Source organism: Nitratidesulfovibrio oxamicus (assembly GCF_015731765.1).
GTDB lineage: Bacteria > Desulfobacterota > Desulfovibrionia > Desulfovibrionales > Desulfovibrionaceae > Cupidesulfovibrio > Cupidesulfovibrio oxamicus.
Genome location: NZ_VRYY01000694.1, coordinates 1 through 11,663, shown reverse-complemented (window position 1 = coordinate 11,663; position 11,663 = coordinate 1). Strand labels below are relative to the sequence as shown.

General features: G+C 66.6%; 9 protein-coding genes. 6 read left to right on the top strand and 3 right to left on the bottom strand.

What is annotated here, in order from left to right; translation table 11 throughout:
- Nucleotides 1-166 precede the first annotated feature (166 nt).
- The 4 genes from FVW20_RS17360 to gatB all read left to right on the top strand — a co-directional run bounded on the left by FVW20_RS17360 (nucleotide 167) and on the right by gatB (nucleotide 5,283).
- Nucleotides 167-1,018 (top strand): NAD(+)/NADH kinase, encoded by an 852-nt coding sequence (locus FVW20_RS17360; RefSeq protein ID WP_196610567.1) that lies wholly within the window; start codon nucleotides 167-169, stop codon nucleotides 1,016-1,018.
- Between the two features lie 148 nt (nucleotides 1,019-1,166).
- Complete coding sequence (locus FVW20_RS17355) at nucleotides 1,167-2,912, top strand: ARMT1-like domain-containing protein (protein ID WP_196610566.1); 1,746 nt, start codon at nucleotides 1,167-1,169, stop codon at nucleotides 2,910-2,912.
- Between the two features lie 20 nt (nucleotides 2,913-2,932).
- Nucleotides 2,933-3,601 carry a DUF4254 domain-containing protein gene (locus FVW20_RS17350; RefSeq protein WP_196610565.1) on the top strand — a complete coding sequence of 223 codons (669 nt, stop codon included), beginning with the start codon at nucleotides 2,933-2,935 and terminating at the stop codon, nucleotides 3,599-3,601.
- A gap of 251 nt (nucleotides 3,602-3,852) precedes the next feature.
- A complete protein-coding gene (gene gatB / locus FVW20_RS17345; protein ID WP_196610564.1) occupies nucleotides 3,853-5,283 on the top strand; it encodes an Asp-tRNA(Asn)/Glu-tRNA(Gln) amidotransferase subunit GatB in 1,431 nt (476 codons plus the stop codon).
- 199 nt (nucleotides 5,284-5,482) lie between these two features.
- Here the strand turns inward: gatB and ybeY are convergent, their stop codons facing one another.
- The 3 genes from ybeY to FVW20_RS17330 are packed head-to-tail and all read right to left on the bottom strand — an operon-like array spanning nucleotide 5,483 to nucleotide 9,608.
- The gene (gene ybeY / locus FVW20_RS17340) at nucleotides 5,483-6,019 is read right to left on the bottom strand and encodes an rRNA maturation RNase YbeY (protein WP_196610563.1); all 537 of its coding nucleotides are present in this window, start codon (nucleotides 6,017-6,019) and stop codon (nucleotides 5,483-5,485) included.
- A gap of 6 nt (nucleotides 6,020-6,025) precedes the next feature.
- On the bottom strand, nucleotides 6,026-8,647 hold the full coding sequence (locus tag FVW20_RS17335) for an HD family phosphohydrolase (protein ID WP_231039218.1): 2,622 nt from the start codon (nucleotides 8,645-8,647) through the stop codon (nucleotides 6,026-6,028).
- Complete coding sequence (locus FVW20_RS17330) at nucleotides 8,616-9,608, bottom strand: PhoH family protein (protein WP_167123453.1); 993 nt, start codon at nucleotides 9,606-9,608, stop codon at nucleotides 8,616-8,618. Before FVW20_RS17330 ends, FVW20_RS17335 begins: the two co-directional genes overlap by 32 nt.
- Nucleotides 9,609-10,084: 476 nt before the next feature.
- Between FVW20_RS17330 and FVW20_RS17325 the strand changes: the two genes are divergently transcribed.
- Nucleotides 10,085-10,717, top strand: coding sequence for a hypothetical protein (locus FVW20_RS17325; protein WP_196610562.1), 633 nt, complete (start codon nucleotides 10,085-10,087; stop codon nucleotides 10,715-10,717).
- A 259-nt stretch (nucleotides 10,718-10,976) separates the two neighbouring features.
- Nucleotides 10,977-11,663: glycosyltransferase (locus FVW20_RS17320; protein ID WP_196610568.1), on the top strand; the 687-nt coding region annotated here is incomplete at its 3' end.

The window sequence follows — 11,663 nt, the reverse complement described above, 5'->3', positions numbered from 1 at the left end:
CGCGGGCGCGGCGGTGTGGGCCGTACAGGCGGGGGGATTCCAGCAGGGCCACGGCCCCAGCGCATGCGGACGCGACGGTGGGTGGGGCGGTGCGCCGTGCCCCTCCCGCGCGCCATTCGCGCGGTTATTTCTTGAAGGCGCGGGCGCTTTCCACTAGGAACACTCCATGCACACCGCGCTTCGTTCCATTCTCATCGTCACCAAGTCGGGCCACTGCGAGGCAGAGGCCCTTGGCGAACGCATGCGCGCCTGGCTGGCCGCGCGCGGCCTTGCGGCGCGCGTGGTGGAGAACACGGGCGATGCCGTATCGCTGGCAGTGGCCGGGCAGGAATGCAACCTGGCCCTGGTGCTGGGCGGCGACGGCACCATCCTTGGCGTGGCCCGGCGGCTTCTGGGCTCCGGGGTGCCGCTGCTGGGCGTGAACCTGGGCAAGGTGGGCTTTCTGGCCGAAGTGGCCGCCACCCGCTGGGAGGCAAGCCTGGAACGGCTGCTGTCCGGCGGCGTCACCGTGCAGGAACGGCTGGCCCTGTCCTTTCGCGTGGAGCGCGACGGGGCCACGGTGCATTCCGGCGGCGCGGTGAACGACGTGGTCATCAATCGCGGCATCCTCGCGCGGGTCATCAACCTGGACCTGCGCGTGGGATCCGAACGGTTGGGCGAACTGCGCGCCGATGGACTGATCGTCTCCACCCCCACCGGGGCCACGGGGTATTCCGTGTCCGCGCGCGGGCCGCTGGTGCACCCGCAACTGCATGTGTACACGGTGACGCCCATCTGCCCGTTCCTGAACAACCTGCTGCCGCTGGTGCTGCCCGGCGAGGCCCGCCTTTCGGTGACAGTGCGCGACCGCACCAACGAAGTCTACCTGACCCAGGACGGGCAGGAAGGCTACGCCCTGCAAGCGGGCGACGTGGTGCACGTGGAGCGCGCGCCCGGCGGCATGCTGTTCGCCACCATCGAGGAACTTTCGTACTACCGCAAGCTGAAGGCCAAGGGGTTCATCAAGGATCAGGCCTAGCGCCGTTCTTCAGGGCCGGTCCCGGCCTGTTGGCTGACCGCCCGCGCATTCCGGTCGCCTTGCGCGCCCATTCGCTCCGTCTTCGCGACGGCCCTTTGCCGGGGGGCCGCCCCGCCGTGCCACCCGGCCCCGCCGATACGAGGTTGCCATGCGAAAGCTGCCCGAGTTCGACGCCGTCAGGGACATCCGCCTGCGCAAGGACCCCTATTTCGACGCGTGGATCTACAACTTCATGACCGAGAACAATCTCGAACACCTCATGAACCCCACGCTCATCGCCACTCCGGAGCAGTTGCGCTTCATGGTGTCGCTGGCCGACGACCAGGTCTACGTACCCTGTTCGGACGACACCTTCCGCCTGCTCACCGCGCAGGACAAGCCCCGCGCGCTGCAGGAGCAGTACAACCGCGCGTGGCGCATCATCATGCGCCTGGTGCGCAGCGCCACCCACATCGAAAAGCAGGTCAAGCGGCGCATCATGCAGTACTGCCGCCACCGTTTCCGCCTGCACATCAGCCAGCACACCGCCATCCCTTCGCGGGTGGTCAAGCGCCTGACCAGCATCGTGCTTACCCAGTCCGGGCAGGAAGACCCGTGGGAAGGCCGCAAGCATGCCGCCAACCGCAAGGGGCGCGCCCTGCTGCAGGACCCGGCGTTGCAGCGCCTGCTGCGCCGCCCCCCGGCCACCCTGGACCCGCACCGCGACATCGTGGACATGCGCTGGGAACTGGACCTTACGGAACTGGTCCGGCTGCTGCACGTGGCCATGCGCGGCCGCCGCTGGCTGGAATGCCCCCCTTCGCCGCTGGAAGTGGAACAGGCGTTGGAGTCGGTGGGGGCGCCATCCGCCCAGCTGCGCCTGCTGTTCGGCCCGGAAACCGAGCCGCGCAAGAAGATCCTGTACCTGTGCGACGGCGACGGCGGGGTCATGTTCGACCTGGCCGTCATCCGCGTGCTGCTGCGCATGGGGCATCAGGTGGTGCTGGCCCTGAAGGAAGGGTTCTTCTTCTACGCGCCCATGATCTGGGACGCGGAGTCCGACCCCACGCTGAAGGAAGAGATGGAATCCGCCTTCATCCTGCATGACGACCGGGTGACCAAGAACGACCTGCTGCGCCACCTGCGCGAGCATCGCTTCGTGGTCATTTCCGACGGCACGCGCGAACGGCTGAACCTGTACCGCGCCAGCGTCACCTTTGCCCGCGCCTGGAAGGAATGCGACGTGGTCATGGCAAAGGGCTGGCGCGCCGACCATACCTTCCTGCGCACCAGCCACCAGTTCACCCGCGACATCGTGTGCTTCTGGTGCGACGACGACGGGCAGTGCCACATCGCCTGCAAGCCCCGCGCGACCGGTGTGCGCAAGTTCACCGAAAAGGACCTGACCGGCAAGGCCGACGAGATCATCGAGGCCATGCGCGAGGCGCGGCAGCAGGGCAAGGCGGTGATGTTCTACAGTTGCATCATCGGCTCCATTCCCGGCCAGACCAAGACCGCCATCAACGTCGTGGACACCTTTGTCCGCCACCTGCGCGAGAAGCTGGACACCACCTTCATCATCAACCCCGCCGAGCACTTCGAGGAAGGCATGGACGGCGACGACCTGATGTTCATGTGGGAACGGGTCCAGCGTAGCGGGCTCATCGACGTCTGGCGTTTCCAGACCGTTGAGGATATAGAGACGAGCTTCGCGTTGCAGGAGCGCAAGGTGCCCTCGGTGTGGGCTGGCAAGGATTCCACCTACTCCACCGGCTGCACCAAGGAAATGCAGATAGCCCTCGACATGCAGAAGAAGCACCGCGAACTCCAGATCATCGGTCCGTTGCCGGACAACTTCTTCCGCCGTCGCGAATACGGCGTGGGCAAGTACTTCGACGTGGGCATCAGCGGATAACCCAGCCTCAAGGATACACGATGCAGACCCTTCATGCCGTGGCAGCGCTGCTCACGGAATGCTTCGACGCCCAGCACAAGGCCACCGCCGACTGGCACGTGGCCGAGCCCCCGGCGCATGAACCCGCGCCCGTCGAGACGGACGCCACGGCAGCCGTGGCCGATGCCGCGCTGCTGCACCGGCTGGTGCTGGCCCAGCACCTGATGAACTTCCGCCTGTGGCACGTGGAAGACACCGCCCGCCGCACCGACGTGGGCGCCGATGTCATCGCGGAGTGCAAGCGCGCCATCGACGGCCTGAACCAGCGCCGCAACGACTACATGGAAAAGGTGGACGCCTGTCTGGTGGCGCTGCTGCGCCCGCAGTTGCCCGCTCTCGCCCCCGGCCAGCGCCCGCGCCACAATACCGAGTCGTTGGGCATGGCCGTGGACCGGCTGTCCATCCTCAGCCTGAAGGTCTTCCATATGGAAGAACAGGCCGAACGCGCCGACGTCGTGCCCGACCACCGCGAACGCTGCGCCGCCAAGCTGGCCGTGCTGCGCGAGCAGCGCGCCGACCTGGCCCGGGCCGTGCTGGACCTGACCGCAGAATTCCTGGAAGGCCGCAAGCAGCCCAAGGCCTATTACCAGTTCAAGATGTACAATGATCCCAGCCTCAACCCCGAGTTGTACAACAACGCGAAGGGGTAGAAGAGGGAGAATTATGAAGAGAATGACCGGGGGAAGGAACCTTTTGGAAAAGGTTCCTTCCCCCGGACCCCCATCCTCCCAAATTTTTTATTTGGGTAAGTTCCCGAGCCAGCCTGGGTGCAAGGGGAATGGGGCAATAAAGGGGGTGCAGGGGGCGTAGCCCCTTGCCCGCCGGAGGCGTAAAAAACGCACCAATCCAGTACCCATCGGGTGCGGACGCCGTAGCAGACAAGTAGTTCAGGAGTTTTGTCATGGCCTTGTATGAAGCCGTCATCGGGTTGGAAGTGCACGCCCAGTTGCGCACGCGGTCCAAGCTGTTCTGTTCCTGCTCCACCGCGTTCGGTGCGGCACCCAACACCAACGTGTGCGAGGTGTGCTCCGGCATGCCCGGCGTGCTGCCGGTGCCCAACGCTCGTGCCGTGGAATACGCCGCCCGCATGGGCATGGCCGTGAACTGCACGGTGAACCCCGTCTCGGTGTTCGCTCGCAAGAACTATTTCTATCCGGACCTGCCCAAGGGCTACCAGATTTCGCAGTTCGAAACGCCCATCTGCGAGCATGGCCACCTGGACATCACGGTGAACGGCCAGACGCGCCGCATCGGCATCACGCGCATCCACATGGAGGATGACGCGGGCAAGAACATCCACTCGGCGGGCGACAACGCCAGCTACGTGGACCTGAACCGCTCGGGCGTGCCGCTCATCGAGATCGTCAGCGAACCGGACATGCGCAGCGCCGAGGAGGCCGTGGCCTACCTGAAGGCCCTGCATGCCATCGTGGTGTATCTGGGCGTGTGCGACGGCAACATGGAGGAAGGCAGCTTTCGCTGCGACGCCAACGTGTCCATCCGCCCCAAGGGGCAGCAGGAATTCGGCACCCGCGCGGAACTGAAGAACCTGAACTCGTTCCGCAACGTGCAGCGGGCCATCGAATACGAAATCGCCCGCCAGCAGGACGTGCTGGAGGACGGCGACGCCGTGGTGCAGGAAACCCGCCTGTACGACGCGGTGAAGAACGTCACCGTGTCCATGCGCGGCAAGGAAGAAGCCCACGACTACCGCTACTTCCCCGACCCGGACCTGATGCCGGTGCGCATCGCGGAAGACGACCTGGCCCGCTGGCGTGCCGACCTGCCGGAACTGCCACAGGCGCGCCGCGCCCGGTTCATGGAACAGCACGGCCTGTCCGAACAGGACGCCGACGTGCTGACCGCAGACAAGGCGCTGGCCGACTTCTTCGAGGCGGCCACGGCGGCTTGCGGCCAGCCCAAGAAGGTGGCCAACCTGATGCAGGGCGCTCTGCTGCGCGAACTGAACCAGCGCGCAGTGGCCGTGGACGCCATCGCCATGCGGCCCGAGGCGCTGGGCGAACTGGTGCGCATCGTCGAGGCGGGGCTGATCAGCGCCAAGATCGCCAACGACATCTTTGGCGAACTGGTGGAAACCGGCGCCATGCCCGAAGCCTTCGTGAAGGAGCGCGGGCTGGTGCAGATTTCCGATACCTCGGCCATCGAAACCGCGGTGGACGAGGCCATAGCCGAGAACCCGGCGGAAGTGGAAGCCTACAAGGGCGGCAAGACCAAGCTGATCAGCTTTTTCATGGGGCAGATCATGCGCAAGACCAAGGGCAAGGCCAATCCGGCCCTGGTTACGGAACTGCTGCAGAAGAAGCTGGGATAGCGCGCGTTCCATGCCGGGCATGACCCGGCAGGAAGACGGAAGGCAGACGCCGAACGCAACGCGGGGGCGGAAGAACCGACAGGGTTCCTCCGCCCCCGCTTCATTTGTCGATGCAGGCGGACAGGCTGAGAACGGGCAAGCGGACGGGCAGACAGGTACTGCGGGGGGGGGCAGGGGGGCGAAAAGGCGGGTGAGGCCGCTAGGCCTGTGCAGGCAGAACCGCCAGCGTGGCGTCCCGCCCGGCTTCAAGCGCGGCGTCGGTAAAGGCGTCCATTTCCGGGCCGTGGTCGTACCCTGCAAGGTGCCCAAGCCCGTGCGCCAGCAGGCGCAGGGCGTGTTCGACCGGTTCCTGCCCGTACAGCAGGCATTCGCGCCGCCAGGTGTCCAGCGACAGCACCAGCCATCCGAGGTGGCAGGGGGAGTCGTCTGGCTCATCGTCGTCGCCCGGACCTGCATCCGGTCCCGCATCCAGACCGTCCGCCGCCCCTTCGCACGTGAAGTCATTCGGCGCGACGTAGCCGTCCTGAGCGGGAAAGGACAGGATGTTGGTGGGACCGGTGCAGCCAAGGTGCGCGGCGTTCAGGCGGGCGATTTCCTCGTCGCCCACCAGGTCCAGTTCCACGGTGCATCCGGCAAGGCCGGTGGCTTCCTGCATGGCCGCGAACACGGCGCGCAGTTCACCGGGGGCCAAGGGCAGCATCCACCCCATGCCGGGTGCGCGTCGCAACACCAGCATGGCGGACTAGACGGGCTTGGAGGGCTTGGCGCCCGCCTCGGGGGAGGCGGATTCCGACGTGTCCGCGGGAGTGCTCGCGCGAGCGTTCGCAGAGGTGCCCGCTGGAGCGTTCACGGGGGCATCCGTTTTCACCGGGCCGTCGCCGTTGCCGCTGTCCAGCGTGCCGTAGCAGCAGGGCATGGGCGGCTGCGGCTTGTCGCAGGCCGGGCAGGGCGGGGTGGTAGCGGTGTCGGGGCAGGGAGGTGGGCAGGCTGGGCAGGGAATATCGCCATTCCCGCCGTTCTTCTCCACGGCCTTGCCGTTCTTGTCGCCGATCCTGTCTCCGTTTTTCTCCGGGCACTTTTCCGCGCCCTTCTCGCCGCATTTGGGCGCGTCCCGGTCGGGACTGCGATCGGGTTGGCCGGGTTTGGTCGCATCCGGATAGCCGATGCGCTGGTGGAACAGCCCGGTGAGGATGCGGTGGAAGTTTTCGCCCAGTTTGTGCAGGTCCTTGAAGGTCAGTTCCGATTCGTCAAGCTGCCCTTCGGCAAAGATGCCCTTCACGATGGTATCGATGTGCCCCTTGATGCGCGCCGGGGTGGGGTCCACCAGGGTGCGGCTGGACGCCTCCACGGCGTCGGCCAGCATGACGATGGCCGCCTCGCGCGTCTGGGGGCGCGGGCCGGGGTACTGGTAGTCCTGCTCGCGCGGGTTTTCGCCCTGGTTCACGGCCTTCTGGTAGAAGTAGCGGATCACCCGCGTGCCGTGGTGCTGGCCGATGATGTCCACGATTTCCTGGCCCAGCCGGTGCTGCTGGGCCAGCTCCGCGCCCTTCTTGACGTGCGAGGTGAGAATCAGCGCGCTCATGGACGGGGCCAGCTTGTCGTGCTTGTTGCGCCCGCCGAACTGGTTTTCGATGAAGTATTCCGGGCGGCTCAGCTTGCCGATGTCGTGGTACAGCGCGGCCACCTTGCACAGCAGGCTGTTGGCGCCGATGGCCTTGGCTCCGGCCTCCACCATGTTCGAGACGATGAGCGAATGGTGGTAGGTGCCGGGCACGGCCACCATCAGATCCTGCAACAGTGGCTGTTCCAGGTTCATCAGCTCCATCAGCCGGAAGCGCGTGGTGTAGCCCAGGCACAGCTCGATGATGGGGGACAGGGCGAACAGCAGCAGCAACGAGAGCATGGCGTTGACCGCAACCGCCAGCACCCCCCACGCCATGGACGCCGGGTCCACGTGCCCGCCAAGGGCGGTTGCGCCCAGCCAGATCAGCAACAGGCCCGCGCACAGCGGCAGGGTGCTCCACACCACGTCCTGCCGGGTCTGGGCGCGGGTGACCAGCCAGGTGTTCCACATGGCGCCCAGGAAATAGAACATGAACAGGGCCAGTCCCCCGCCCGCCAGCACGGTGCAGAAGAAGGCCAGCAGCAGCCCGGTGACGCAGTAGCGCCGGGCGGAAAAGATCAGCGCGGCAAGGCCCGCCGCACCGGCCACGGGAAAGGCGAAGGACAGCACCTCCGGCGTCAGGGACGCCCCCTGTTCCAGCACCCGCTGGCCCAGCAGTGTCAGCCCCTTGGACATCAGCGCGAACACCAGCAGCAGCAGCGCCACGAAGAACAGGTCCTTCTGGCGTACGGCAGACCCCATGCGCCCGCTGGGAGAAAACAGCATGCCAGCGCCCAGCAGCAGCGAGGTCAGCAACACCCCGGCCACCGTGGCCAGGTGCACCTTGTCGCCCTTGCGCGCCCACAGGGCCTGCAGCTTCAGCTGGTGCTCGCGGCTGACCCGCTCGCCCTGGCGCACCACCACCTCGCCCTTCTGGATGCGGTAGAACACCGGTTCCACGGCGGCGGTCATTTCGGCCACGCGGGTGTCGGTGGCCTCTCGGTTCAGGGTCAGGGTGGGCGAAAGCAGCGGGGACAACAGCAGCACGGCGGTGCGGCGCACGGCCAGCGAGGCCTTGGTTTCGTTCTTCAGGTTCTGGCTCAGTTCGGAAACCACGGAGCGCAGGTCGTGCAGGTTCTGCAGGTCGCTGCGCAGGGTTTCGCTGCCGGTGGCCAGGTCGCGCAGCAGCACGCCGCCCTTGAACTGGAGCACGATGCGCGTGTCGGCGGAAACGCCCTCCGCCAGACGTGATTCCAGCCACGGCAGGGCGCGGGTGGTCACAAGGGTCTGCAGCTCTTCGCTGCCCAGTACGCTGATGGTGCGTTCGGTGATTTCCGTGCCCAGGGCCTCGGCCAGTTGCCAGCGCAACTGTTCCTGTTCCGCGGGGTCGGCGTGGTTCACGGCCAGGAAGATTTCGTGCACCCGCTGGCGCAAGGCGGTGACCGGCTCGCGGCTCAGGTCGAACACGGCGGGCTGCAACTGGGCCACCTGATCACGCCGGGCGCGGGTGCCCTGCACGTCCTCAACCAGCAGGTCGCGGTCGGCGGTCACCTCTTGCGAGGCGATTTCGCCGGCCACGTACAGTCGCACGGAGGGCGAAAGATTGGCGCCCGCCAGCACGGCCAGGGCAACCATGGTCAGGCAGAAGAAGAGCAGTCCAGGCCCGGCCTGGTGGCGGGCCAGCCAGCGGAACGGCGCGGCCACCGATTCGGCGCTGAAGGACTTGTGCCTAGCGGGAGTTTGCGGTTTCGTGGCGTTCATAGGCCTGCACGATCCTGCCCACCAGGGGGTGGCGGATCACGTCGTCTTCGTGAAAGCGGATGGAGCGGATTCCCTTGACGCCTTCAAGCACGCGCAGGGCGTGCACCAGGCCGGAACGCGACAGCGCGTCGGCCTTGCCCGATGCGGGCAGGTCTATCTGGGTGATGTCGCCGGTGATGACCGCGCGCGAGCCGAAGCCCAGGCGGGTGAGGAACATCTTCATCTGCTCCTGGGTGGTGTTCTGCGCCTCGTCCAGGATGATGAACGCATCGTTCAGGGTGCGCCCGCGCATGAAGGCCAGCGGCGCTATCTCGATGATGCCCGTTTCCAGCATGTCGGCCACTTTCTGGAAGTCCTGCATGTCGTGCAGGGCATCGTACAGCGGGCGCAGGTAGGGGTTCACCTTCTCCACCAGGTCGCCGGGCAGGAAGCCCAGCTTTTCTCCTGCCTCCACGGCGGGCCGGGTAAGGATGATGCGCTTCACCTTCTTGGCCAGCAGCATGGAAAGGGCCACGGCCACGGCAAGGTAGGTCTTGCCGGTGCCCGCCGGACCCACGGCGAAGACCATGTCGTTCTCGCGCAGGGCGGCCACGTAGTCGCGCTGGCTGAGGGTCTTGGGGGTGATGGTCTTGCGGGGGGAAACCACGAACACCGCATCGCGGAAGATGCGCCGCAGGTCGGCGGAAGGGTCGCGGTCGAGCATGCCGTAGGCATAGGCCATGTCGCGCGGGTACACGGGGTGGCCCGACTTCAGCAGGCCGTACAACTGCGCCAGCAGGTTCAGCACCGTTTCGCGCACGCGGGCGTCGTCCGTGTCCACGGTGACGGTGGTACCGCGCGTGTCGAGGCGGACGCCCGACTTTTCCGCGATCAGCGAAAGATTGGCGTTGTGCGCGCCGAACAACTGGTTGGCCAGTGCGGCGTCGTCGAATTCCAGCGTGGCGGTGGTGGCTTGCGACATGTGGCTCGTGGGTTGCGGTGGGCGGAGCGCGTTGCGGCGTTGCGGCTGCCGGCGTCAGGGCGTGGCAACTGCCTGATGTTGGCCGGTGGCAAACGCCCGGCAACCAGGCTGGCGCGCGGCAGGGAACCGGCCATGGCTCCGACCGGGCATGGCCCGGCTGCGGACGCGCGGCGGCAAGCCCCGGTGCGGGATGACCTGGCGAGAGAATGGGCGCGTCGCGTGGATGTCCGTTACCGCCCCGATAGCCCGTTTCCGACGTGGCGTCCAATGGTTTCGGCCCGTACCGGCACGGCGGTATGCGGTGACGCATGCGTTCGTGATGCTGGTGGAAGCACCGTGCCGGTGGGGCTGGGGGCCGGACAGGCGACAAGGCAGAAGAGCAGGACGCGGCAAGGCGAGCGAGTGCACGCTGGCATGGGCGATGCATCAAGCTGCGTAAAGGCGGAACCCGGCAAAATCGTCCGCCCGGAGGCAGCATGTCCATTACGTCCACCTACGGCACTTACGGCACCTACGGCATCGACATTGCCAAGTACACCGAAGGCAATTCCACCTCGTCGTCTTCCTCGTCGGCGTCGGGCAGTTCGTCGTCCTCGTCGTCTTCCGCATCCGGCAACACGGTGACCGGGCTTTCGCTGGACTATCTTTCCCAGCTTTCCGCGGTGCTCAAGGAAATTTCGCCCAATGCCACCGGCAAGCTGACCTTCCGCATGGTGGAAGAGTACCGCAAGCAGATGGAGGAGGAATTTTCCGCCAAGGTGCGGGAAGACCTGACCAAGCTGGGCGTGGACAAGGATGTGGAGTTCCGGGTGGTCACCGATGAAAAGACCGGCGGCGTTTCCGTGATTACGAACAGCCCGGACAAGGCCAAGATCGAGAAGTATTTCAAGGACAATCCGGACATGGTCAAGAAGTTCCAGAAGATCCAGACCCTGTCCAACCTCGAGAAGGCCCGCAAGGCGGAGGGGTATTCCCCCCAGGACATCAAGACCCGTCTCCAGATGGAAGCCATGAGCGCCTGGTGGAGCGAGGACGGCGCCTCGTCCCAGATCATGGATTTCACCGCCGATCAGGCCACCTTCCTTACCGGGCTGCGCGCACGGGTATAGCCGCACGCGGGGTACGGCGGTTGCGCGTTGGGGAGGTAGTCGGCGGAGGCCTTGCCTCCATCCATATGGTCCGGCCTCCCCGGCACGCCCCGCAACCGGCACGCCGGTGCGCGGTGCGCCGGGGGTTGTCATTGCCGGGCGATTGCGGCATGACGTGCCCGTGAACGCACCAGACCCCGCCGCCACTTCCGCAGCCCGCCACGCCGTGCCGGGCGATGCATCGCCGTCGATGTCTTCCCCGACACCGGACGGCGCGCCGTTGCGCACCATCCAGGTGGTCAACGTGCGCTGGTTCAACGCCACGGCGTGGTACGGCATGATGCTGGCCCGCCTGCTGCGCGAGGCCGGGCACGAAACCCTGGTGCTGGGCCTTGGGGGCACGGAATCCTTCGAGCGCGCCCGCGCCTGGGGGCTGGACCCCATCCCCCTGCCGCTGAACGCCGCCAATCCCTTCACCCTTGCCGGGCTGTACGGCACGCTGCACCGCATGGTGCGCGATTTTCGCCCCCATGTGGTCAACTGCCACCGGGGCGAATCGTTCGTGCTGTGGGGCCTGCTGAAGGCGCTGCACGCGCGCGGGCCGCACAGCTTCGGGCTGGTGCGCACGCGCGGGGACCAGCGCCTGCCCAAGGGCAACCGGCCCAACCTGTTTCTGCACACCCGCGTGGCCGATGCGGTCATCGCCACCAACTCGGTGATGGCCGAACATTTCACCACTCAGATGGGCGTGCCCGCCGACCGGGTCCACACCATTCTCGGCGGGGTGGACGAGTCCGTGTTCCGCTTCGACGCGGCGGGCCGCGCCCGCGTGCGGGCCGAGTATGGCTGGACGGACGACGATTTCGTTGTGGGGCTGCTGGGCCGGTTCGACGCGGTGAAGGGCCAGCGCGAACTCATCGAAACCGTGGCGGGCCTGCGCGCGGGCCGCTGGGACGGCACGCCGCGT